24 protein-coding genes are annotated in these 24,665 nt (G+C 45.9%); 11 read left to right on the forward strand and 13 right to left on the reverse strand.

Translation table 11 applies throughout. The features are described from left to right. Nucleotides 1-501 precede the first annotated feature (501 nt). The 3 genes from tyrS to ACYVF1_RS16620 all read right to left on the reverse strand — a co-directional run bounded on the left by tyrS (nt 502) and on the right by ACYVF1_RS16620 (nt 3,642). Complete coding sequence (tyrS, locus tag ACYVF1_RS16610) at nt 502-1,788, reverse strand: tyrosine--tRNA ligase (RefSeq protein ID WP_461080785.1); 1,287 nt, start codon at nt 1,786-1,788, stop codon at nt 502-504. 110 nt (nt 1,789-1,898) lie between these two features. Next, nucleotides 1,899-3,140, reverse strand: coding sequence for an S-adenosylmethionine:tRNA ribosyltransferase-isomerase (locus tag ACYVF1_RS16615; protein ID WP_461080787.1), 1,242 nt, complete (start codon nt 3,138-3,140; stop codon nt 1,899-1,901). Beyond that, nucleotides 3,133-3,642, reverse strand: a complete 510-nt coding sequence (locus ACYVF1_RS16620; RefSeq protein WP_461080789.1) for a hypothetical protein — start codon at nt 3,640-3,642, stop codon at nt 3,133-3,135. Before ACYVF1_RS16620 ends, ACYVF1_RS16615 begins: the two co-directional genes overlap by 8 nt. 332 nt (nt 3,643-3,974) lie before the next feature. Here ACYVF1_RS16620 and ACYVF1_RS16625 point away from each other — a divergent pair, with 332 nt between their 5' ends. From ACYVF1_RS16625 to ACYVF1_RS16655, 7 genes are all read left to right on the forward strand, one after another. After that, the gene (locus ACYVF1_RS16625) at nt 3,975-4,568 is read left to right on the forward strand and encodes an SHOCT domain-containing protein (RefSeq protein ID WP_461080791.1); all 594 of its coding nucleotides are present in this window, start codon (nt 3,975-3,977) and stop codon (nt 4,566-4,568) included. Between the two features lie 319 nt (nt 4,569-4,887). After that, nucleotides 4,888-5,223, forward strand: a complete 336-nt coding sequence (locus ACYVF1_RS16630) for a PadR family transcriptional regulator (protein ID WP_461080793.1) — start codon at nt 4,888-4,890, stop codon at nt 5,221-5,223. Further along, entirely contained in the window at nt 5,220-7,874 is a 2,655-nt protein-coding gene (locus ACYVF1_RS16635; protein WP_461080795.1) for an ABC transporter permease, read from the forward strand. The genes ACYVF1_RS16630 and ACYVF1_RS16635 overlap by 4 nt, the downstream gene beginning before the upstream one ends. A gap of 124 nt (nt 7,875-7,998) precedes the next feature. Then, nucleotides 7,999-8,565, forward strand: coding sequence for a cob(I)yrinic acid a,c-diamide adenosyltransferase (locus tag ACYVF1_RS16640; RefSeq protein ID WP_461080797.1), 567 nt, complete (start codon nt 7,999-8,001; stop codon nt 8,563-8,565). Nucleotides 8,566-8,702: 137 nt separating this feature from the next. Continuing rightward, entirely contained in the window at nt 8,703-9,773 is a 1,071-nt protein-coding gene (locus ACYVF1_RS16645; RefSeq protein ID WP_461080799.1) for a branched-chain amino acid aminotransferase, read from the forward strand. A 99-nt stretch (nt 9,774-9,872) separates the two neighbouring features. Continuing rightward, nucleotides 9,873-10,286, forward strand: coding sequence for a hypothetical protein (locus ACYVF1_RS16650; protein ID WP_461080801.1), 414 nt, complete (start codon nt 9,873-9,875; stop codon nt 10,284-10,286). 98 nt (nt 10,287-10,384) lie between these two features. Continuing rightward, the gene (locus tag ACYVF1_RS16655) at nt 10,385-11,503 is read left to right on the forward strand and encodes an energy transducer TonB (RefSeq protein WP_461080803.1); all 1,119 of its coding nucleotides are present in this window, start codon (nt 10,385-10,387) and stop codon (nt 11,501-11,503) included. 18 nt (nt 11,504-11,521) lie between these two features. Here the strand turns inward: ACYVF1_RS16655 and lpxB are convergent, their stop codons facing one another. Further along, a complete protein-coding gene (lpxB, locus tag ACYVF1_RS16660) occupies nt 11,522-12,649 on the reverse strand; it encodes a lipid-A-disaccharide synthase (RefSeq protein WP_461080805.1) in 1,128 nt (375 codons plus the stop codon). Between the two features lie 75 nt (nt 12,650-12,724). Further along, nucleotides 12,725-13,141 carry a 6-pyruvoyl trahydropterin synthase family protein gene (locus tag ACYVF1_RS16665; RefSeq protein ID WP_461080807.1) on the reverse strand — a complete coding sequence of 139 codons (417 nt, stop codon included), beginning with the start codon at nt 13,139-13,141 and terminating at the stop codon, nt 12,725-12,727. Between the two features lie 265 nt (nt 13,142-13,406). Between ACYVF1_RS16665 and rfaD the strand changes: the two genes are divergently transcribed. Continuing rightward, entirely contained in the window at nt 13,407-14,372 is a 966-nt protein-coding gene (gene rfaD / locus ACYVF1_RS16670) for an ADP-glyceromanno-heptose 6-epimerase (protein ID WP_461080809.1), read from the forward strand. A 100-nt stretch (nt 14,373-14,472) separates the two neighbouring features. Here rfaD and ACYVF1_RS16675 read toward each other — a convergent pair whose 3' ends face one another. The 5 genes from ACYVF1_RS16675 to ACYVF1_RS16695 all read right to left on the reverse strand — a co-directional run bounded on the left by ACYVF1_RS16675 (nt 14,473) and on the right by ACYVF1_RS16695 (nt 19,283). After that, nucleotides 14,473-14,844, reverse strand: coding sequence for a DMT family protein (locus ACYVF1_RS16675; RefSeq protein ID WP_461080811.1), 372 nt, complete (start codon nt 14,842-14,844; stop codon nt 14,473-14,475). A 2-nt stretch (nt 14,845-14,846) separates the two neighbouring features. After that, nucleotides 14,847-16,166 carry a HAMP domain-containing sensor histidine kinase gene (locus ACYVF1_RS16680; protein WP_461080813.1) on the reverse strand — a complete coding sequence of 440 codons (1,320 nt, stop codon included), beginning with the start codon at nt 16,164-16,166 and terminating at the stop codon, nt 14,847-14,849. Then, complete coding sequence (locus tag ACYVF1_RS16685) at nt 16,163-16,834, reverse strand: response regulator transcription factor (RefSeq protein WP_461080815.1); 672 nt, start codon at nt 16,832-16,834, stop codon at nt 16,163-16,165. The genes ACYVF1_RS16680 and ACYVF1_RS16685 overlap by 4 nt, the downstream gene beginning before the upstream one ends. Before the next feature lie 34 nt (nt 16,835-16,868). Beyond that, nucleotides 16,869-17,663, reverse strand: a complete 795-nt coding sequence (locus ACYVF1_RS16690; protein ID WP_461080817.1) for a hypothetical protein — start codon at nt 17,661-17,663, stop codon at nt 16,869-16,871. A 96-nt stretch (nt 17,664-17,759) separates the two neighbouring features. Further along, nucleotides 17,760-19,283 (reverse strand): S8 family serine peptidase, encoded by a 1,524-nt coding sequence (locus ACYVF1_RS16695; RefSeq protein ID WP_461080819.1) that lies wholly within the window; start codon nt 19,281-19,283, stop codon nt 17,760-17,762. Between the two features lie 140 nt (nt 19,284-19,423). On the opposite strand from ACYVF1_RS16695, the gene ACYVF1_RS16700 reads away from it, so the two are divergent. Then, complete coding sequence (locus ACYVF1_RS16700; protein ID WP_461080821.1) at nt 19,424-20,719, forward strand: aminopeptidase P N-terminal domain-containing protein; 1,296 nt, start codon at nt 19,424-19,426, stop codon at nt 20,717-20,719. A 123-nt stretch (nt 20,720-20,842) separates the two neighbouring features. Here ACYVF1_RS16700 and ACYVF1_RS16705 read toward each other — a convergent pair whose 3' ends face one another. Together ACYVF1_RS16705 and ACYVF1_RS16710 are read right to left on the reverse strand one after the other, a co-directional pair. Next, nucleotides 20,843-21,496, reverse strand: a complete 654-nt coding sequence (locus tag ACYVF1_RS16705; RefSeq protein ID WP_461080823.1) for a TetR/AcrR family transcriptional regulator — start codon at nt 21,494-21,496, stop codon at nt 20,843-20,845. A 292-nt stretch (nt 21,497-21,788) separates the two neighbouring features. Next, nucleotides 21,789-22,229: a WapI family immunity protein gene (locus ACYVF1_RS16710; RefSeq protein ID WP_461080825.1), complete on the reverse strand. Its 441-nt coding sequence runs from the start codon at nt 22,227-22,229 to the stop codon at nt 21,789-21,791. A gap of 264 nt (nt 22,230-22,493) precedes the next feature. Here ACYVF1_RS16710 and ACYVF1_RS16715 point away from each other — a divergent pair, with 264 nt between their 5' ends. Further along, nucleotides 22,494-23,711 (forward strand): saccharopine dehydrogenase family protein, encoded by a 1,218-nt coding sequence (locus tag ACYVF1_RS16715; RefSeq protein ID WP_461080827.1) that lies wholly within the window; start codon nt 22,494-22,496, stop codon nt 23,709-23,711. Between the two features lie 21 nt (nt 23,712-23,732). On the opposite strand, the gene ACYVF1_RS16720 is transcribed toward ACYVF1_RS16715, so the two are convergent. Beyond that, nucleotides 23,733-23,867 carry a hypothetical protein gene (locus ACYVF1_RS16720; RefSeq protein ID WP_461080829.1) on the reverse strand — a complete coding sequence of 45 codons (135 nt, stop codon included), beginning with the start codon at nt 23,865-23,867 and terminating at the stop codon, nt 23,733-23,735. Between ACYVF1_RS16720 and ACYVF1_RS16725 the strand changes: the two genes are divergently transcribed. Beyond that, nucleotides 23,866-24,657: a hypothetical protein gene (locus ACYVF1_RS16725; RefSeq protein WP_461080831.1), complete on the forward strand. Its 792-nt coding sequence runs from the start codon at nt 23,866-23,868 to the stop codon at nt 24,655-24,657. The genes ACYVF1_RS16720 and ACYVF1_RS16725 overlap by 2 nt on opposite strands. Nucleotides 24,658-24,665: the final 8 nt, after the last annotated feature.

The raw sequence follows: 24,665 nt of genomic DNA on the forward strand, positions 1-24,665 counted from the left end.
TGTATTAGGCCTGCCGCTAGCGTTCATCCTGAGCCAGGATCAAACTCTCCATCGTAAATAATTGTGTATCCGGATAAATCCAAATACTGTGTTTTTAACCGGTTGAGCGAACTCAACATCGGTTGTGTGCTTCTAGTGATATCCCGTTTGTCAAAGAACAAGTTGCCCGGCCCGTTGGCCTGCGGCAAGGTGAGAAAAGTAGAGCAAGAAACTTATCTTGCGGTGTCTTTCTCTGAATGCGGATGCAAAATTACTACTTTTTTATCCGTTTGTCAAGTGAAAGTGAAAATATTTTTTCTAGTTCACTTGTCCCGCCTAACTAGTTAACTGCTTCACGCTGAGCGGGTTACCGCTGGTTTGTGAATTGTTTTAGTGAATTGGGACTGCAAAGGTAGGGGGCTGAATTGGCTTTGTCAAGGGGTGGGTTGAAAATAGTGGGGAGCCTGCCAAAGAATATTTGGTAAGCCCCCCAACGTCAATCACTTACACATAGAAAATTTCTTAAACTTTTTTCAGCAGGTGATTTTTCTTCCCTTTCGAAACTAGAATATAGCGGCCCTGAAGCCACTCTAAGGCCAATGTAGCAGCGGGATCAGCTATCTTCGTTTTATTAATACTTACCGCATTTTGTGTGATTGCCCGACGAGCTTCCCCTTTTGAAGCATACACTTCTCCCCTACTCGCTACCGATAATAAATCCGTAATGTCTTTGCTATTGGCCAGTTCTTCTGCTGAAATCTCAGTCTGTGGTACGCCATCGAAAATTGTATCGAACTCGTCAATTTGTATAGAACGTAATGTATCGAGCGTCGCTTTTCCGAATAATACGTCTGAAGCTTTAACTGCTAGATCGTATCCAGCCTGCGAATGCACGCGTATCGTTACGTCCTTGGCAATCGCTTTTTGCAGAATACGCAAATGAGGGGCTTCCTGATGCTGGCGCTCCAGGTCTTCGATTTCTTCGCGATTCAAGAGTGTAAATACACGTATGAAACGTCCGCAATCTTCATCAGCTGCATTTAGCCAGAACTGGTAAAACTGATACGGCGACGTCATGGCTGGGTCAAGCCATACATTTCCACCTGCCGATTTACCAAACTTAGTTCCGTCAGCCTTGGTAATGAGGGGCGTTGTTAGAGCATATGCATGGTATTCTTCACGGCCTTCCTTACGTCGAATCAATTCTGTACCCGTCGTGATATTCCCCCACTGATCAGAACCGCCCATTTGTAAACGAACGCCTTTGTTTTTGTAGAGCCAGTAAAAGTCGTATCCCTGAAGCAACTGATACGAAAATTCCATAAACGACAATCCGGTTTCCAGCCGTTTTTTTACCGAGTCTTTGGCGACCATGTAATTGACGGTAAGGTGCTGACCGGCTTCGCGCAGAAAATCAAGGAATGTCATTTCCTTAAACCAGTCGTAATTGTTGACCATCTCAGCCGCATTTTCGCCAGAATCAAAATCGAGAAAGCGAGTCAGTTGTGATCGAATTCCTTCCTGATTTCGACGTAGTGTTTCCTCAGATAAATAATCACGCTCGGTAGAACGGCCCGATGGATCCCCAATCATGCCTGTCGCGCCACCAACTAACGCAAATGGCTTGTGACCCGCCCGCTGTAAATGCACCAGGAGCATAATGGTTGCCAGATTACCAATATGAAGTGACGCAGCCGTGGGATCAAAACCGATATAGCCTGCCGTCATTTCTTTTTGAAACTGTTCTTCCGTGCCGGGGGTCATGTCGTTCAACATACCTCGCCAGCGGAGTTCTTCAATAAAATTCATAAAGAGCGAAAGAATGCAAGAGCGAAAGAGCGGTTTGAGAAGACGAATCGTATTCGCACTTGCCCTCTTTCGCTCTTACACTCTCTAAATTTTGTTGCAAAAGTAGTGGTTTATGGCAAAAGCAGGGACGAATCACCGTAACTCAGGAAACGATATCCTTTTTGCAAAGCTTCGTCGTAAACTTTCCTCCAGTCATTACCAATCAAAGCAGCAATAAGTAAAATCAACGTAGAGCCGGGTTGGTGGAAGTTCGTTATGATTCCTTTACAAAGCTTAAATGCATAACCGGGCGTTACGTATATACCGGTGTGCGCTACAACCGATTCTTGCTGAGCCGATATGACGTAGTGCATTACTGCCTGTAAAGCCTCCTTAACCGTTGGTTGCTCTTCTACCGGAAGTTGATAGGCATAATGCTGATCCAATAGAAACGGATTCGGTTCATCACGTAGCAACCGAACGCCTATCCAGTATAAGCTTTCCAGCGCCCGCATCGACGTAGTGCCAACCGCAATTATCGTGTCGAGATGGTTCAGAAGATTCTGGATATTATCTTTTGTATAAACGACCTGCTCGGTGTGCATGTGATGCTCTCGGACATTGTCGGTTTTGATGGGCTGGAACGTACCAGCACCAACGTGTAAGGTCAAATAATCTGACGTAACACCTTTGGAACGTAGCGAGTCAAAAACAGCAGGTGTAAAATGAAGACCCGCCGTAGGTGCCGCAACTGCCCCTTCTTCTTTCGAGTAAATCGTTTGATACGTAGTGCGGTCAGCGTCGGTAGCGCTACGTTTCAGGTATGGCGGCAACGGAATTTCGCCAGCGTATTGAACAATCTGGGCGAATGTTAACTCAGCAGGCAGCCAACTCAAACGTATCAAAGACTGTTCATAATCTTCCCAGCTAGCGGTAATTTCAAACCCGCCCAAGGCAATGCTACGTTCCCGATGTTCTATATCTTCTGCTCCTTGCAGCGTCAGCGACTCGTCCCGTTTCCAGCGTTTGCGGTTCCCAACCATTACCTGCCAGACCGCCGAACTCGTTGCTTCCATTGCCTGACTTATCGGTAAATCAGAGGGAAACGGATTAAGCAAAAACAATTCGATGTGAGCGCCGGTGGGTTTTGTGAAGTGCAGCCGCGCCGGAATCACCTTCGTATTATTAAATACCAGAAAGCTACCCGGTGGAAGCAACTTGGGCAGTTCAGTAAACTGATGATGGCTAACCTGACCGCTACGATAGACCAATAATTTCGACGTATCGCGCTGCTCCGGCGGAAACCGGGCGATACGTTCGTCAGGAAGGTCATACTGAAACTGACTCAGCAACAGCTCCTTATTGTCAGTCATCAGTACTCGGCTTCATGTACAGCTGAACGGGCAACAGCAGTAGAACAGCTACCAGAATAGCCGTACTAACCGGCAATAACCAGGCGTAATCGTAAGACTGCATACTCCGATCCGAGCGATTAAGCAGCGATAAAACCAGTAATCCCAGCGCCAGTATCGTATTAATGGCAGCCATCAAGGCCTGAAACCAATTCTTAAATACCTCATTAAGTTGTGTGCGGTGACTGGCCCACATAGACTGATTCGGAACTGGAATCTGAGGAGTTGGAACGCGCGGAAAAAGCCGGGCTACTACGTTTATGAGCGTATTACTCAGAAGAAAAATGCCGATAGCTATGTAGAAAATCACCTCACGATCAACCGTTTGAATAGGCTGCTTGAGGTCATCGAAACGAACAGCAACTTCATCGGGATACGAAATATAGCTGGAGAATAAGGCAATCAACAAACCGAGAATGGACAGGATTCGCCACGCCCGGATAAAAAAAGTACCTGCTTTCATTTTAGTTAATAGCCAATCGTCACTGGTCTTCAGTCATCAGGAGGTTTACGCTAGCATTAAACTAATGATTAGCGACTATCGACTTTATTTTGATACAAAGGTACGGCGTTACTAGTAAAATCTATTCGTGTGTCAATCCGGAATATCAGTAACCAGTGGCTATTCCTGCTTCATAAACTTGTTCGTGAGTCAAATAAAGTGTTCACAGTATGATTTTAATCGCATACTCAAAATTATAATCTCGTCATATTTATCTTTACCGGCTACAGCTGTACATCCGTTTACAGCACATAAACCAATCCTCTAACTCCTTTTTAAGACGACTAAAAAGAATGGCAAAACGTTTTACCTCGGTTCTAACAGCAGGTCTTTTCATTTTTATTACACTAAGTAGCATAGCTCAGAGCGGTCCTGTAACAGCAGATGAAGCACGCGAGCAACGGTTGGATATGGATCGATTGGCCAACGGTTATAAAACAGCGATACCAGGCTGGGTAATCAAAACTGGCGACACACTCTATTTCGGAAAAGCATCTCAACCCAATAAACAGTTTGGGTTCATCTATGAAATGCCGAGGTACGTAAATGGTCAGCAGACGTATCGGTACTTACCGTCAGATTACGCGGGAAGGCGAGGAATCGTTAAAGATTTAACTCAAAATGGCACTAAGCGTCAGGGCTTTAAAATGAGCGCGGAAATCGGAGTTGGCATGTTGGTACGTTATTATGCCGATCTTGATAATGCTATTGAAGCGGGCGAAGTGCTACCTCCTCCAAACCTCCGAAACGTTACGCCTTCCGCCAAAGCAGCTACAGGTACTGTAAGCGTAGCGGACGAGTTAATAAAACTTAAGCAACTTTTAGATGCGGGTGCACTAACAAAAGATGAATACGAAGCCCAGAAAAAGAAACTTCTGAATAATTAAAATAAAGGGAGGCTAACCTCCCTTTTTTAGTTGAACTATTCTCCGTAGGAACTTTTGTCCTGCTGACAAAGTCGCTCATCGTTCGACTAGTGATAATACTTGGAACAGGCTACAAATTCGTCGCTTGATTTAACCAGAATACATATCGCCCCCGTCCACATTTGGACAATTCTCCGTCCGTTTTCGGACGACAATAATTTACCAGAACATACAAAATGTGCTTTTTTCAGCACGCAGAGGCGATAAAGCCTATTGGTCTTTGATTTGCTATGCAAAGAGGAAAGATAAATTTCAATGACTATAGAAGTAATCCCAACTTATGAAAGGTACCCAGCTTGGTGAGTTTGAGGAAATCGTTCTCCTGACCATCGCCCGACTCTACGATGATGCATATGGCGTAGCCGTAGTGGAAGAACTAAGCGAGCGTTTGGATCGACCTATTAGTCTGGGCTTTGTCCATCGAACCATGCAGCGATTGGAAGAAAAAGGGCTAGTCAACTCCCGCTTCAGTGAACCTACCGCTGAACGTGGAGGACGTAGTAAACGCTTGTTTACCATAACTCTGGCGGGTGAACAGGCGTTGCGGGAGGCACGACGTATCCGAAATGAGTTGTGGGACGGTATTCCGAAAACGGCTTTTGACAATCTGATATGAAACGAAAAAATAATACGTATCAGTCGAAGCATACGGAGCCGCCCCGTTGGGCCGAGCGGTTCCTGACTCGCATTATGGCTCCTCAACTCTGGGATGAAGTATTGGGCGATTTGTATGAATTGTTCCAAACGTATCGACAGCGATATGGCGATACGTCGGCCCGACTGCTGTATGTATTGGAAATTCTGCTGCTGCTACATCCCCGACTCTGGCGCAAACCGGCCCAATCTACACGCCAATACAGTAAACCCTCTGATTACTCACAACCAAATCCAATGGACATGCTAAGCAACTATGTTAAAATCGCTTTCAGAAAACTGAACCGACACAAATCTTATACGCTAATCAACGTAGTGAGCCTGAGCCTGGGCATTGCCTGTGTCATTTTGATCTTCACGTTGGTCAAATACCACCTGAGTTTCGATACGTTCCATGCAAACGGAGATCGCATCTATCGCATATTTACAGAGCTACATACCGATAAAGTTACGTACAGTACAGGCGTTCCGAATCCGATGGGAGAAGCTTTCAAACGCGGATATGACGTAGCGGAGGAAGTTGGACGTATCGGTTTTTTGAAGAAACAAGTAATTTCCACAGCTTCGGAAAAAAAGTTTGAGGAAGACGTAGCATTCGCTGATCCCGCTTTTCTCCGCATCTTCAATTTCCCACTGATTCAGGGCAGCATAGCTTTGCAGGAACGTAACACCGCCCTGATAACAGATCGAATCGCGAAAAAATATTTTGGCACCGAAGACCCAATCGGCAAGCTCCTGAAGCTGGATAATTCCCTGGTTTTCAAGGTTACCGGTATTCTTCGGGACGTACCAGCCACCACAGACTTCCACACGGAAATCTATTTTCCTTACGGCAATTTGCAGGAACATAGACCCTGGATGGTTGAAAAAGACTGGTGGGTAGGGTTCAATAAAGAATTGCAATGTTTTATCCGGCTCAAACCGGGTGTGTCAGCGGATATGGTCGATTCAACCATTCTTCCGGCCATTACGGATAAATACTATGACAAAGCGAATGCGAAGATTTTTCACTTTAAGTTACAGCCACTCTCCGATTTTCATTTTAATCCGAAACTACGCGGCTATACCGATAAAAAGAATCTCTGGACATTTGCGCTGATTGGCTTTTTTCTGGTCGTAACGGCCTGCGTGAATTTTATAAATCTGGCGACGGCGCAGGCAATTGGGCGCTCTCAGGAAATTGGTGTCCGGAAAGCATTGGGAAGTCAGCGGGGCGCACTTTTCTGGCAATTTATTACCGAGACAGCTTTAATTGCCGGATTTGCCATGGTTATCGCGCTGGGTCTGGCCTATCTGGCGATACCATTTGTCAATCAATGGTTTGAGATAGAAATGGCCATTAATCCGTTGACGGATACGTATCTATTTGCCTTTTTAGTCGGTTTATTGGTGATCGTAATTTTCTGTTCCGGTTCCTATCCCGGTCTGATTCTGGCTCGTTTTCAGCCCGTGCTGGCGTTGAAAGGGAAGCTCTCTCAGCAATCGGTTGGTGGATTTTCGCTACGTAGAGGTCTGGTTGTCACACAGTTTGCTATTTCACAATTGCTCATTATCGGTACGTTGATCGTTACTAATCAGCTACGTTATTCGCAACAGGCCGATATGGGTTTTCAGAAAGACGCGACCGTTATTCTACCAATTGCCGATAACAAAAAAGCTACAATCAGTACGTTGGCTGCACAGCTTTCTGAAATTCCGGACGTAACAAACGTAACATTTTGCGATTCACCGCCCACATCCGAATTCCTGGCAAGCACGGGTATCCGCTTCGATTCACGCCCGAAAAATGAAGACTTTTCCATCGGTTTCAAGTCTGCCGATAATCAGTACATTCCTACGTTCAAGATACCCATTCTGGCCGGACGTAATCTGTATCCGTCAGATACAGTTCGGGAATTCCTGCTCAATGAAGCGGCCGTAAAAGCCCTTGGATTAGCTTCTCTACAGGACGTAATCGGTAAATCTGCAACGATCAATGGCCGACCAGGAACCATTGTCGGGGTTATGAAGGACTTTCATTTCAAGTCCTTCCGTGTTGCAATTGAACCCCTGTGCCTAACGACTTGGAGCGATACTTATAATAGTTGTGCTATAAAAGTCAATCCGGCTAATCTAGAAACAACGCTAGCCAGTTTTGAGAAAATCTGGACAACCATGTATCCATCTTCCATTTATACGTACCGTTTTCTGGATGAGGAAATTGACCGGCTTTATAAGCTAGACAACATGCTCCTTCGGCTCATTCAGGCGTTTGCCGGCATCGCGATTTTCGTAGGCTGTCTGGGCCTATACGGATTAGTGTCGTTCATGGCGGCTCAGAAAAGGAAGGAAATTGGCGTGCGCAAAGTACTGGGAGCCAGCATGTCCAGCATTCTTTGGTTATTTGGAAAAGAGTTTTCCCGCCTGCTGCTGATTGCGTTTATAGTAGCGGCTCCACTGGCGTGGTGGGTCATGAGAGAGTGGCTGAATACGTTTGTGTACCGAATTGAACTCGGCGCGGGCATTTTTATCCTGGCAGTTCTCGTTACGTTCGTCGTTGCCTTGCTAACTGTTGGATTTCGAAGCGTAAAAGCCGCACTGACAAACCCGGTTAAGACCTTACGAACTGAATAGAACGAAGTGATAACGTAACGGTTGCAAGTTCGGACCATTTAATGAGAAGTAGCCAATATTGAATCTAGTTTGGAACACTCATTGGGCATTTTCGTTGTTTCAATAGGTCATTCCTCAGGATTCAATGAAAATTTACACGAAAACGGGCGATAAAGGGCAAACGGCATTAATTGGCGGGCGACGGGTCAGTAAAGCCGATGCGCGTATTGATGCGTATGGTACAGTGGATGAGTTAAACGCGTGGATAGGTTTACTACGTGATCAGCCCATCAACGTAGCACGTAAGGAACTACTGGGTACTATTCAGGACCGACTTTTTACCATCGGTGCCGAGCTAGCCACCGATCCCGAAAAATCGGTTACGCCTGGAGGTTCCCGACGTAGCATACCCGTGCTTGTACCTGAAGATATTACCCAACTCGAACAAGCCATTGACGAGATGGAAAATCTTTTGGCACCACTGCATGCATTTATTTTGCCCGGTGGCCACGAATCCGTTTCCTATTGCCATTTGGCACGTACCGTCTGCCGGCGTACCGAACGGCTGGTTATGGCCCTCAGTCAGTCGTCGCCTGTTGATGAACTGATTCTACCCTATCTCAATCGGTTGTCGGATTACCTGTTTGTTTTAGGGCGATTGATGGCACAGGATTTGAACGTAGCGGAGATAGTCTGGAAGCCGCGAACGTAGCAATTTTCTACCTTTTTGTAGGTAAAAATAAGACCGTAAAAAAAAAGTTGTCTTGACAACTAAATTTGCTCAATCTTATTTTTTAGCTTTGCCACAGCCTACGCAACCATAGGCTAACTCATTAACCACAAGGTGTTATGACGACGGACGTATTGCAAATTGAATTGCGGAAAGCGGAACGCTCCCGCCTTCAGGAGGTAGATTTTAATCACCTGCCATTCGGAAAACATTTTTCGGACCACATGTTTGTGGCCGATTTCGTAGACGGTCAGTGGCTAAATCAAATGATTGTGCCATTCGACAACTTCACGCTAAGTCCTGCTCTGTCGTCACTACACTATGGTCAGTCGATTTTCGAGGGCATGAAAGCGTTCAAAAACGACGCTGGCGAGGTGCTGTTGTTCCGTCCGTACGCCAATTTTGAGCGGATGAACGAGTCGGCTCGTCGGATGTGCATGGCTACGTTGCCCGAAGAAGTATTCATCGGCGGGCTGGAAGCACTGCTACGTGTCGATGCCGATTGGGTGCCTAATACGCCCGATAGCTCGTTGTATATTCGTCCGTATATGTTCGCTACCGATACGTATCTGGGTGTTGCTCCTTCGAAGACGTATCGTTTCTGCATTTTTACGTGCCCTGTTGGCGCGTATTACACCAATCCGCCAAAACTGAAAGTTGAAACGGAATACATTCGCTCGGCACCGGGCGGAGTTGGTTACGCAAAATGTGCTGGCAACTACGCCGGTTCGATGTATCCAACGCTCATGGCTCAGCAACAAGGCTACGATCAGCTTATCTGGACCGACGCTCGGGAACATAAATACATCGAAGAATCGGGCACGATGAACATCATGTTTTTCATGGACGGAAAACTGATTACACCCGCGACATCGGATTCGATTCTGAAGGGTGTTACCCGCGACACGATTATCCAGATTGCTCAGAGTTGGGGCGTTCCGGTTGAAGAACGTCGGGTTTCTATTGAAGAGGTTATTAACGGCATCGAAACAGGTCGTCTGACCGAAGCGTTTGGCGCTGGTACTGCCGTTGTCGTTTCGCCCTACTCGCTGATTGGTTATAACGGTAAAGATTATATGCTACCCGAATTTTCGCCAGAAGATTCGTTTGCGGTTCGCGTCAAAAATTACCTGACTGATTTACGTACTGGCAAAATCGCTGACGAATTCGGATGGATTCAAACAGTGTAGCTTTTTTGACAGCAATTACAGAAACGCCTCAGCCGTTTGGTTGGGGCGTTTTAATTTGATTAAAAAAGTTTTTTATTCGAATGATCAATAGCCATTTACGTGCGAACGAACCGCAATTATTTCCAGCTTATCTATCTGGGAGTTGGCATATCATCCCTCCTATTTTTTGCCTGGACCGGACGTTATTTGAGGACCACGTATCCTGATAAACAGTTGATGGATATGGGACTACGGATTATGCTACGTAGTCGGCACATTTTTATCCTTCTTGTCAGTCTGATAGAAGTGGGTATTGGATTATATATCGTACAGGCTACAAAGCCCATTGCACTTTTTCTGCAATGGGTAGCAACTGCTACGTTACTGGCTGCACACGGGTTATTTATCTATGCTTTTTTCTACGAAATCGACCCCATTTACGTACCCAAAACCCCCATCCTGCACAAAGCGACCTACCTCATTTTAGCCAGTCTCATGATGCATATACTTGTTCGTCTTGAGCCAAAATCCTGAGTTAATAGAATAAAAATGTATTATATCGACCTATTCAAATTCTATGATTTTATTATCTTTTATTGTTACTTGGTACGTATTATAACGTCTATCACCTTATGCGCCGAATTATTCTTGCTGTTTGTATTTTAACTGCTGCTTTTACTGAAACATTTGGCCAGTATACTGTATACAAAGATGATCAGGGGCATATTTTAACTCGGTTTGACGAATACTCCTCGCCAACCAGCGGTAGCGGACACAACGAAATAATTTATCAGGGAAGCCCCTTTCTGACGTATCCAGTGTGGAAGGCGGGTAAAATTCGCTTGGATGAAAAAGGACAGGATCTGATCGGTGAACTGGCCTATAATTTAGTCTCGAATGAAGTGTTATGCCGTTTTAGCGACGACCCATCTGCTAAAATCGCGACACCTGCTGCATTTACCATTGATGATGTTTCATTCGTTCGCCATCCCAATAAATCCGCCTTCCTAACTATTATTCATCACGGTCCAACAAAATTGTTAGCCAGCTACAGTAAACAATTAAAACCAGCCTACGGTAACAGTTCTGGTTATGGAAAAGCATTGGATGTTAAAGGCTATTATAAGGATTACACGAAATATTACATTCAGAAAGGCGACGCGACTCCCGAATTGATTAGCCTTTCAAAAAACTCGTTAGTTTCGACACTATATGAGCAGTCGGAGCAAATAGCATCCAGAATTTCTACTAAAGAACTGACTACAGAAGACGTAGCAAAAATCTTACAGTATTACGACACGCTCATGGCAGCAATTCGGGCAAACAAGCCACCGTTACGCTATGATCCAATTTTTACCCAGTTGCTCCGTGACAAAATCACGTACCCAAATCAGGCCTGGAATCAGGGGGTTTACGGACGCGTTTATATGGGATTTGAAGTTACTGAACAGGGCAATGTGAAAAATGTCCAAATTTTAAGTCCTGGAAATGAGGGGGTTGGTTTTACAGAGGCTGTTCAAAATGCGTTTGAATACGTACCAAACTTCAATCCTGCCTACCGTGGGCAATACGTATTGCCTGTTACGTTCACGTATGTCAATGTTAAAGAAAAAGCGGGACCACACGTTCCGGTAAATCAGCTATCCGCTGAGCGGCTTGGCAACCGCACACTTTTAGACGAATTTATAGTACCCTCCAACGTGAACAAGCCTGTTATTGCAAGTCGGGAAGTTTGGGGTTATTATAAATGATACGCTGTGATAATTGTGCTACGTTGCCAGTGGCTTTTTCTGCAGCTCGCCAACCATTTTTCTGCCGGCTCGTTCTGAAGCGCCGGGTTCACCCATTTTGGCCTGAACTTCGGCATAGCCAGCCAGCATGTCTTTTCGCCCAATAGTATCCGGCAAAATGGCCTGCAATTCACGGGCAACGTTATCGGAAGTAAGGTCGTTTTGAATCAACTCTTTAACCACTTCGCGCCCGGCAATTAGATTCACCAGTGAAATAAACGGTACAGCAATCAGGCGTTTTGCAATCGCGTACGAAATACCCGTTGTTTTGTAGCAGACCACCTGCGGTACGTTCAGCAGCGCGGTTTCGAGCGTAGCTGTACCCGACGTAACAAGTGCGGCTGTAGCAATAGTCAATACGTCGTAGGCAGCATCCTGAGCACGTTTCACGTTGGGGAAGTCGATCAGCAGGCTATCGTATAGCGTAGTAGGCAGGTTGCTTACCGTCCCCAGCACAAATTGATAATCCGGAAACCGACGTGTTACGTCCAGCATGGAGGGCAAAATGGACGTTATTTCCTGCCGACGGCTACCTGGCAAAAGTGCTATAACCGGGCGGTTGTCCAATTCTAATTTACTAGCGAACGTAGCATCAGAACGAAAATCAGCTAACGCATCGAGCAGCGGATTGCCAACGTACTCGACTTTGTAATCATAACGAGCAAAAAAATCGGTTTCGAAAGGAAGAATCGTAAATAATTTATCGACGTTGGCTTTGATACGTAGCGCCCGACGCTGATTCCACGCCCAGACTTTCGGCGAAATATAGTAGAACACCCGAATGCCATGTTTTTTGGCAAAACGAGCCATCCGCAGATTAAACCCCGCATAATCAATCAAAATCAATACGTCGGGACGATGCTTAAGCAAATCCGCCTGACATTCGCGGAGAATCCGACGTATCGTTCCGAGATTTTTTACGACCTCCAGAAATCCCATGAACGCCATCTCCCGATAATGCCTGACCAACGTAGCGCCAGCCGCTTCCATCTGCTCCCCTCCATAAGCGCGGAACGTAGCACCGCTATCCTGCTGCCGAATGGCACGAATCAGGTTGGCTCCATGGAGATCGCCAGAGCGTTCGCCAGCAATGAGATAGTAATTCATGTATGAAGTATGATGTAGAATGTATGATTTGAATAGACCAAATACATTCTATCTCATACATCATATATACTAATTCTATTCTCCATAATAATCTACAAAGTTTTTGGGGGTTTCGTAGAGACGGAGCTGATGCAGATGAGCCTCGGTAACGGGCTCGAGTGCCCGTTCGAGAATCTTCCAGATTTGCATGATGAAGATTTCACAGCTCGCCATTTTGCCCTGCATAAAGTCGACGTCAAGATTCAGGTTTTTGTGGTCAACTTTTTCGATGACTTCCCGCCGGATAATGTCGCCTAGCAGTTTTAAATCGATAACAAAACCTGTATCCGGGTCAGGCTCACCTTTGACCGTTACAATTAGCTCAAAGTTATGCCCATGCCAATTTGCGTTGGCGCAGGGACCAAATACTTCCTTATTACGTTCTTCTGACCAGGCTGGATTATAGAGCCGGTGAGCAGCATTAAAATGCTCAATTCTGTTGATATAGACCATTTTTCTGGTTTAGATGGGGCGGTTGCCAGAAACGCCATTTTTAAAATAAGGTACAAAGGTACGAACACTTATCGCGGGATAAAACAGTTAACTCATGCAAAATGGCTGAAACACACAAAAGTCAATATTAGAATAATACAAATTAATCACTAAATCCGCTATTCATTTCTACCCGATAAAAGGCGTATCTTTACAGCCAATTTTACTTCATCCGACCTGATATTACGCTAATTACCACTTAGAACACGTTTACGACCAGTAATTTATGATCATCGTTACGGGAGCTGCCGGTTTTATCGGAAGTTGTTTAATCAGTAAGCTAAATCAGGAAAATTTCAATTTCATCATTGCTGTTGATGATTTTTCGTATCCTGAAAAAGAAGCCAATCTAGCCGGTAAACGTATTCAGGAACGTGTCGACAGGGAAGATTTTTTTGGCTGGCTCGATCAGAATTATCAGGATGTAGAATTTATTTTTCACATCGGCGCCCGCACGGATACTACTGAGTTTGACCGCCAGATTTTTGAGCACCTGAACGTTGAATATTCCAAGCAAATCTGGAATCGCTGCATTGAGTACCAGATTCCGCTTGTGTACGCTTCCTCCGCTGCTACTTATGGCCTGGGTGAGTTGGGATACGACGACAATGAGGCACTCATTCCGCAACTGAAACCGCTGAACCCTTACGGTGATTCAAAGAACGAGTTCGACATCTGGGCGCTGCAACAGGATCGTAAGCCTTTCTTCTGGGCAGGTTTGAAGTTTTTCAACGTCTACGGCCCCAATGAGTATCATAAAGGCCGGATGGCATCGGTGATTTTCCACGCCTATAATCAGATTAAAAAGTCGGGCAATATGAAATTGTTCCGGTCGCACAACCCCGAATTTGCCGACGGTGAACAAATGCGTGATTTCATCTATGTGAAAGATGTAATCGAAGTTTGCTCGTTTCTGATGCATCACCGAAGAAACTCCGGCATTTACAACCTGGGCAGTGGCAAAGCCCGTACATTCCTCGATCTGGCTACTAATACCTTCCATGGTCTAGACCTTGATCCACAAATTGAATTCATTGACACCCCTGTCGACATTCGCGACAAATATCAGTATTTCACTCAGGCCAATATGGCGAAACTACGTTCAATAGGCTACGAACGGCATTTCTGTACACTCGAAGAAGGCATTTCAGACTACGTAACGAATTACCTGAGTCAGGGTAAATACTTGTAAACTTATTTTATTCAACAAAGAGCACGAAGGATATTGAGAAGGTTGCAGAGTTTTTCTGTGACACTTTACGATATCCTTCGTGCTCTTTATTGCTTAAAAATTACCATTTCTTGAAAATAAAAAACACAGCAACGACCAGGAAAACAAAACCGACTATGTGATTCCAGGCCAATTTGTCTGATTTGAAAACAAAAACGGTAATTAATGTGAAGACAATCAGGGAGACAGCTTCCTGAATTGTTTTAAGTTGAAAAAGGGAGAATGGTCCGCCCGTTTCTACTGAACCTATCCGATTGGCCGGAACCTGAAAGATGTATTCAAAAAAAGCTAAGCCCCAACTGAGCATTATAACGCCAAACAAGGATAGTTTGGCCAGCATTGGGTATTGCTTTAGCTGAAGATGGCCGTACCAGGCCAAAGTCATAAACACATTCGATAACGTGAGCAATAAAATACAATAAACTCCTTTCATTTTTAACTGGTTAACTGCTGATTGACGGGTAATATCGGTAAGTGTAACGTACTGGAAAAGATGAAGTTTTGCCAGTTCAGCGCCAGATTCCCACCGAGCAGGCGTGTTAAACGAGCACTGATCCAAAGCCCCAACCCGTGCCCGTCTTTTAATGGATCAGCCTGAAAATACGGCTGCGTTAGGTCAACGGTGAGCCCGCTCTCACGTCCTGTCTGATTCTCAATACGAACCATCCAAGACGTATTACACTCTATATAAACGTTTATAGCGCTTTTCTCGACTGCGTATTTAATCGCATTTTCGATCAGGTTCAGTAAGATATGCTCAAGCTTAACGGCGTCGGTCACGACCGTTTTGCCATCTGTTCCGCCAAACCAGAGGCTAATTGCTACGTTATATTCGCCTGATATCGATGATAATTGGCCAATGCATTTTTCGACTAGTTTCACGATTTGAACTTCTTTATAATGAAGTTGCTGTTCGTTAAAATCGGGTCGGCTAAGCGTTAGAAATTCGTCGAGTAACCGAGATAGACGGCTTACTTCGTCCAATTGGCCTTTTAAAAAGTAATCGACCTGTTCGGGATTATAGTCTCCTATGAGCGTTACTTCCAGGCCCGTTTTCATGACCGCTAACGGCGTTCGAAGTTCGTGAGCAGCCGCACCGAAAAAATTTCGTTGCTGTTCAGCACTTTCCCGGATCCGACGTAGCATCTGGTTTAACGTATCCGTCAAATTATACAACTCATCATGGCTATCAGGCAATTCGATTGGGTCGACAAAGAGTGCATCATTAATCGTATTTGCCTGGTTAGTAATACGTTGAATCGGACGTAGCAGCCAGCCTGCCACTACGAATCCAACGCTAAAAGCCAGTAAAAGACTTGCCAGCCAGCCCAATCCAAACATCCAACGTATTTGCCTGATATCTTGCCGCAAACTGCTATCGACCACGCCCAGTTTCAGGACTACTTCACTAGCGGGCACCGACTCAGGACTGGATTGACTTGTTACAACTCGATACGTTTCTGCAAATGGAATGCTACGTTCATCTGTAGGATACCCGGGACTTCGAAATAACTCGCGGGTTTGCCCGTAAGCCATATAGCGAACGAGCATCTGCTCATTACTCCCTGGAACCGGCAGAATTACGGGGTCTACGCTGATCAACGACAACAACCAATCAGCTCGCGTTTGTGCAGCCCGATCAAACGCTATTTGTAAACTTGTTTCGGCTCGAACGAGCATGAACCAGCCCGCCAGCAAACTTATTGTAGCAAAAACCAGCGTGATAGCCAATACGATCCGACTGCGTAATTTCATGGCGTGTTCATCCGATACCCTCTACCGATAACTGTCTCGACTAATCCGGTCGTTCCGATGGCATCGAGTTTTTTACGAAGCTGGTAAATATGTACCTCAATGACATTACTACCCATATCGTAATCCGCCGACCAGACTTTCTCCGCAATTTCGTTTTTCGTCACTAGATGTCCCGCTCGACGCATTAGCAATTCCAGCAGCGCAAATTCGCGATTAGTCAACTCAAGCGCTACGTTCGCTTTAAGCACACGATGTGATACCAGCCTCATTTCCAGGTCGGCGGCACGTAATACTACGTTATCGCCCGTTGTTGTACGTCGTTGCAGCACCCGGATACGAGCCAATAACTCGCCAAAATCGAACGGTTTTCTTAGGTAATCGACAGCTCCCAAATCCAGTCCTTGTATCACCTTTTCGGGGTCGCTCAGGGCCGAAAGGATCATCACCGGAACCGTCATACCAAACGTTCTGATGTTCTGCAATACGTCGAAACCGGTCTGGCCGGGCAACATCAGATCGAGTAATACCAGATCATAAAGCCCTCCCGCAAGCAGCTCGATTCCATCGGTACCCGAATGAGTCAGGTCGGCGACGTGCCCATGCTGCTCAAGTCCCTGTTTGATAAATCGAGCTAGCTTGCGTTCGTCTTCAATCACCAAAATTTTCATACGGCGAAATCAGGAGAGGGTATGAATTGACTGTTTAGCGAACCAGATATTGTTGTCCGTTGATTGTCAGCACGGAAGCACGCAGAATGTTACGTTTCTCCAATTGTACCTGACCACTACGTATCGTTCTCGGATACCCCTGTACGGTAATCGTGCTACCTTTCTGGGCCAGATTCGTAAGTTGATACGCTACGTGCGAGGGAATGTTCACAATTGTTTTATCGTCCAGAATCAGGCCGCTGGCTCGACCTTCTCTATCCAGTCGATAATCAACGATTTTTCCGGTAACGGTCGTTAGTGCTGGCGTTTGGGGTTGTGCAGTCGGAACAGCGGGAGGTGTATTCGAGACCGTTGTTTTGCCAGCGTTCAGGCTGTTCATCAGGAAGAAAGATTCTCCCTTTGGCGTTGTTTCGGTATACCCTGAAACACTAACTGTGCTTCCGGTTTTGACTGCCTTTTGCACTTCTTCTCCCAAATGAGGAGGAAATTTTACGGTCGTTGTAGTTGACCCCGAATTGAGTGTAAATCCGTTGAGAATGGCATCATCATTTCCAACCCATTGGCCAACCGTTCCCGAAACGGTGGTTAGCGAAGTGAGGCCTCGTGAGCGCATTCCGCCCGGTCTTGCATGCTGGTCTGGCCCCCCCGGTCGGTGATGCCCACCATGTCGTCCACCCGGACCATCGGGGGGTAAAGGTCTATCTGGCGCATTCAGTGCGATAGCTGGGGATGGCTGTCCTACAGGTGCCTGATCCTGAGCATGAACGAGTGGTGCGGTTAGTGTGGCAAGAAGGCTGGCTAAGACGATTACTTTTGCATTGGTTTCCATAGTCAATTGTTGTTTACTGTTGATTACGGAAGCAAAACTATATCAGCCACATAAGCTCAATCTGAAACAGAAATTAATTTTTCTTCATCTCGATTTTCACTCCCAGATCACCTCGATTACCTCTTTCTTCAGATCGATTGTCGTTTGTTTCTCATCCGACGAACGACGTAGCGACACTTTTCCGTCGCTCACTTTGGCCGCTTCCTGATTCAGTACGTGCGTTGCATCTTTTTTGTGAAAGACTGACACCACCGTTTCTTTGGTTTCCAGAGGCAGACTGAACGTTTTTCCAGAAGCTTTCACCGTTCGGGACGTAGTAGGGAGCGGTTGATTACGTAGCAGCGCCAGCGCCCGCGACGCCTGCGGTACCCCATAGCCGACGTAATTATTGCCGTAGGGATAAAGATGCGACGATTTTTCAATGATGTCGATAACTTCCTTGTTGGTCAATTTAGGATTAGCCTGCATAATACAGGCGGCATACCCCGTAATCACCGGGGCCGAAAGCGACGTACCATACAGCGAAAAACACGATACGTTTGGCTTCAGATACGGTAGATTCTCGGGACCAATACTGCTATATCCGATGCGGTTCCAGAGTCGGGCGTTGGTTGCACCGATAGCCAGAACGCCTTGTGCATCTGCCGGCGTACTGATAATACGCCAGGAACGGTCTTCCCCCTCATTACCAGCCGAAACCACAATCAAAATTCCTTTTTTATCGGCAGCAATTTGAGCCGCCCGACTGATCAGGCTGGTGTGCCCATCCATTTCTTTCGGTTCGTAATTTTCCTTTGGATTGCTCATTCCCTTGGCGTAGCCCAGTGACGTATTGATTAGCCGAACTCCGAGGCTGTCCATCCACTCCATAGCGGCTACCCAGTTATCTTCTTCGCCCCGGTATTCGCGGTTTCCCTGATCGGTACGTGCCAGATAGAACGTAGCATCGGTGGCAAGGCCGAACTGAATATTTTCGGTAGGATCACTACCAGCGATGGCGGCAAAAACTTCGGTGCCGTGGAAATCAGAATTGGTTTCGAGCGTGCGGAACAGATTACTGTGCGTCTTTTTCTCATTGACGTAGTCGCGCACCTGTTTCACGCCCTGCCGCGCGAAAACATGCTTAAGTGCATTAGCCGAATCGGCCCCAAAAAAACCCGCATCAATAACTCCAACATTAACAAATCGACCCGTTAGCCCCGCCTGGGCAAAATCAGGTGCCTGAATCTGTGTCATTACAGGGGCCATTTGTGGTTTAACAGGCAAATCAATCGACGTAATAACAATGGCCGGATCGATGGGTCGAATTTCCTGCACAAATGGCAGCGCCCGAACCTGCGTATATTGATCGTTACTCAAACGAGCCGAAACCGCATTGAGCCAACGCGATTGGCAAACAGGCTGAACGCCAGCCTGTTTTAATAGACGTAGATACGTCCCCGAAACTGGTTTATCCGTCTCATCAACCGGAAGATTTTGAAGCTGACGCTGCTGTAACGTCAGCTGCGATATGGCCGGAGCCGACGTAGCATCCTTATCACGCAGGAGAATCCAGTATTTTGTTTGTGCCTGCACCGAAAGGCAAACCAGGCAAAGCAGGGTCGTTAAGCGAAGCGTCATAATTAGTTTAGGCAGACAAAAACAATTCAGGGCAAACCCGAATCAGTATTTGCTAAAACAAGGAAATGGGCAAAAACTCTTATTGCTTTTGCTAATATTTGCAAAATTAATCAGAAACACGAGTCTTCTTCATCTTCAGTATGCGTTACCTCCCGATCGATAACCAGCTCTTTATCCAGAATCGCCAACGCCTGACGGCTCTCTTAAAACCAAAATCATTGGTAGTTGTCAATGCCAACGACATTATGCCTACGAATGCCGATGGCACTATGGCATTTCGGCAGAACAATGATTTATTCTATCTCACTGGCGTCGATCAGGAAGAAACGCGGCTGGTTTTATTTCCTGATCATCCAGATCCGAAATTTCGCGAAGTGCTATTTCTGCGCGAAACCAGCGAATTAATCGAAATCTGGGAAGGTCACAAACTCACCAAAGCCGAAGCGGAAAACGTAACGGGCATCCCCCAGAAGCAGATTTACTGGATGACCCAGTTCGAGCAGATTTTTATCCAGATGGTTTTCGAGGCTGACTATATCTATTTGAACACCAATGAACATACCCGCGCCGGGGTGGAAGTTCAGACGCAGGATGCGCGTTACGTTGAAAGTTTCCGCCAGAAATACCCACTCCACCGCCTGGAACGACTGGCTCCACTGATGCATCAGCTACGCGCTATAAAGCAATTGATCGAAATTCCGCTTATCCAAACCGCTATCGATATTACCGATAAAATGTTCCGGCGGCTGCTTGGTTTTGTAAAACCGGGCGTTTGGGAATACGAAATTGAAGCCGAAATGATGCACGAGTTTCTACGCCATCGTTCACGAGGAGTAGCTTATACACCTATCATCGCGTCGGGGGCTAATGCCTGCGTACTGCATTACATCGCTAATAGTCAGCAGTGTAAGGATGGCGACGTAATACTGCTTGATATAGGGGCCGAATACGCCAATTACAATGCCGATATGACGCGCTCGATCCCCGTTAATGGGCGCTTTACGGCCCGCCAACGAGCGGTTTATGATGCCGTGCTACGTGTCATGAAGGAAGCAAAACAGTTGCTACGTCCTGGTAATTTGTGGGATGAGTACCATCGTGAAGTGGGTAAACTAATGGAATCCGAACTGATCGGTCTGGGCTTACTGGACAGCCATGACGTAGCCAAACAGGACCCGGATGCGCCCCTTTATAAGAAATATTTCATGCATGGTACGTCGCACTTTTTGGGTCTCGACGTCCACGATGTGGGCAACAAATACCGAAAAATGGAGCCAGGAATGGTATTTACCGTCGAGCCAGGCATTTACATTCGTGAGGAATCGCTCGGTATCCGGCTGGAAAATAACGTATTGATTACAGAATCCGGCAATATTGATCTCATGGCCAATATTCCGCTGGAAGCCGACGAAATTGAATCGTTAATGAATCAGTAGATTGGACATCCAGGCAACTGATTACTTGTTATTTTAAGAAATAAGAAAACGCCAAGCAGCCTGAATACCTAGCTACCTGGCGTTTTCTTATTTCTTTTTCTATATATGGGATGCAAACAAAACCTAAACCGCAGCCTCTTCTTTCTTATTATTTTCCCGTTCGAGGGCAATATTCAGACTTGAATATATCCGACGAATAGCCGTTTCGAGACGTTCCCAGCCTGCATCGTTACGAAGGTCAATATCGCCGATATGATCACGTTGCGCACTGTTCAATACGATGTGCGTTACTGCTGCTACCATCAGACTTGTGATCGCAATTGGGTCAAAGTCATTATAGGGAGCTAATTTAGAAACCAAGCTTTTATACGAATTATCGCGGAATTCAGCCAAACGACGAGCTAGTTCGGTTTCGCCATGTGCCATTTCCCAACGAATCAGTTCCTGAGACGATTTACGAGCGCGGAACTCCCGCATAAACTGAATCGTATATTCTGACCAAACTTTACTCCGGTTTTCAGCAGGTAAATTAGCAGGTACGGAATCTAAAAATTTGTCATTGAACATCGACAGGAAGAAGCCCCGTTGTACATACGCTTCCAGAAGTCCATTCCAGCCACCAAAATACCTGTAAATGAGCACTTTATTTACGTCGGCACGTTCGGCTACAGCATTAATACCTGCTTTATCGGTACCTCGCTCAGCCATTACGTCGCCCATTGCCCGTAGAATGCGCTCCATTGTCATCTGGCGGTTTCTACGCTTAATTACTTTCATAGGAAATATATTTTTGGTTAAAAAAGAGGGATTTCAGGATTTATTCAATGGTGTATACCTATAAATACACCAATAGGCTGATAGAGAAACAAATATGACAGTTATGTATATCTTATCAAAATATAGCCGCCAAAACAGGAGCACAAGGATAAGACTAGTGACTATCAGCCACATTAAGTTTGTACTACCAACAAATTGCGATTAATGGTACTTATATGTTCAGCTAACGAATCGCAGAACTTCTATATATATAGACTCAGAAAATTAATGTAGTCACATCTAAATTACCAAACTATCTTTCAGGATACGCTGCCATTTGTCCCGATAAATCATGAATTGCTTCTTCCAACTGATTACGATCCAACAAAATGGTTACTTCCATTGGCACATCCGGATATCCATGCCAGGCTGGTTTCAGTGAATGACCTAGTTGAATTTGTAACTGATACGTATTTTCAGGCATCGTTTTAGCTTCCATACTGAGGCCTGGTTCAGAGAAAGTAAACGTAATGCGGTTAGAAGCCTTATTCCAGAGAGAACGTAACCCGCTTAGTAGCCGCTTCACTTCCCAGGTCTGCAGAGGGGCTGACTGTGTATCTGCTTTTTGCCGCCAGAACGTAGAGAGACGACATTGAAGGCGGTTGCGATCGCGCCAGGTAGTAGTTGTTTTACCGTACCCAAGAATAGATAATTCAAACGAATCGGAGGAATCTGAAGAGGAGATAAGTTTCATAACGATTTAGTCGAGGAATGCATATTTGCCTACTTAACAAATATACTAAAAGAATGTTGTAAAGATGAGCTTGTCAGTACCTATTTTTCCCTATTAGTAACATTACAGACCTTTCTGGTCGTAGCGTCAGGTACTAAGGGCACTTATCTAATCCTTCATCAGGCTTACTAAAAACCATGCCTGAAACTAATTACAGACGTATCGACTTGGCGACTTTCTTTATCTTTGCGCCCGTAAAAAATGCAAACCATTAAATTTAGATAGATGGCGAATGTGCTCATTATTGGGGCGGGGGGCGTTGGTAGTGTTGTAGCGCACAAATGTGCGATGAACAGCGACGTATTTACGTCGATTATGCTGGCCAGCCGTACGAAAGCAAAATGCGACCGAATTGCAGCCGAAATTCAGGAAATGCACGGCGTAACGATTCAGACTGCACAAGTCGATGCCGACGTAGTGGCCGAGACGGTAGCCGTCATCCGGTCGTTCAATCCGGTGCTGGTCATTAACGTAGCACTCCCCTACCAGGATTTACCCATTATGGACGCTTGTCTCGAAGCAGGGGTTCACTACATGGATACGGCCAATTATGAGCCGAAGGACGTAGCAAAATTTGAGTACAGCTGGCAGTGGGCTTATAAAGAGCGCTTCGAGAAAGCTGGTCTGATGGCGCTGCTGGGCTGCGGTTTCGATCCGGGCGCTACGCAGGTGTTCACAGCTTACGCCAACAAACACTATTTCGACCGGATGGATTACCTGGATATTGTCGATTGCAACGCCGGTAACCACGGCAAAGCGTTCGCGACTAATTTCAATCCGGAAATCAACATTCGGGAAATTACCCAGCCCGGCCGATACTGGGAAAACGGCGAATGGGTCGAAATTCCGGCGATGAGTATTCATAAACCCATCGATTATCCAGGGATTGGTCCACGCGAATCATACGTACTTTATCACGAAGAACTGGAGTCGCTGGTAAAAAACTTCCCGACGCTGAAACGCGCTCGTTTCTGGATGACATTCGGTCAAGCTTATCTGACGCATCTGGAAGTGCTGCAAAATGTAGGTATGACACGTATCGACCCCATCAAATTCCAGGGCATGGACATCGTACCGCTGGAATTTCTGAAAGCCGTACTGCCCGCTCCTGATTCGCTCGGCGAAAATTATACGGGCCAGACCAGCATCGGCTGCCAGATTAAGGGCGTAAAAAATGGAGAGGAACAAACGTACTTCATCTGGAACAACTGCGACCACGCCGAAACGTATCGCGAAGTGCGGGGTCAGGCAGTTAGTTACACGACGGGCGTACCAGCTATGATCGGCGCCATGCTGATGCTCACGGGCGTCTGGATGAAACCTGGCGTCTGGAACTGCGAAGAGCTTGATCCAGACCCATTTATCGAACAAATGAATAAACAGGGATTGCCCGTTCAGGAGCGCGTCAACGTAACACTCCCGCATGAGTATCCAGCCTACTAGTAAATTTAAAATCCCGCTACGTTAAGAAGCGGGATTTTTCGTTAGTAGATTAAACTGTTTATCGTCGGGTAACGACGTAACGATAAAACCATTCGTTACGTCGTTACCCGACAAGCTTCTCAATTTACGTGGTCTCCTGAAACTTGACTTTCCCATGAAGACGTTTACGAACGTACTGCTGTCAGCCACTTTTCTTCTCGGTCTTGCGGGAAGCCTCTTTGCTCAAAAGCCCGATTCCAGCAAAATTCAGTCGGCTCCTACGTCGAACACCACTACGGCGCAACGTAACGCGTTTGAAGGAATTTCCTCAACCAATCAGATTATTGGCTCAGGTGTTTATACGATGGTGAGCACTATCGATCAGCGTTTTGAAGGATTGCGCGGAACGCCTTACTTTTTGCCGGAGTGGAACAATGGTCAGATCGAGATTATTTCTGGACAGAATTACCGCAACGTACCGATCAAATTCAACGCCTATAAGCAACAGTTACTGCTGCTACGTAAACAGGCTAACACTGACTCGATTATTGTTAATCCTAACCAGGTAAAGTCGTTTCAATTTACTGATAATCTTGGTCAGCTCTACGTATTCCGGCGATATCCCGATGTAAAAACCGAGGAAACTATGGCCAAAGAGGGGTATTTTCTTGTACTCTATCAGGGCAAATCATCGCTGCTGAAACGTATTTCCAAAACCTTTAAACAGGCTGATTACAAAAGTCCGTATTCAAATGACATTCGCTACGACGAATTTCAGAACGCCATTTCCTACTATCTACTTAAGCCCGATCAGACGCTCATCAAAGTCAAACTTTCTGACAAAGCCCTGCTCGACGCTATCAGCGATCATAAAGACGAATTGAAGACCTTCGCCAAAAATTCGTCGCTGAATCTGAAGAGTGAAGAGGGCGCTGTTGCCTTATTAAAACGTTATGATAGCTTATAATGGTAATG

Source organism: Spirosoma flavus, assembly GCF_054778555.1.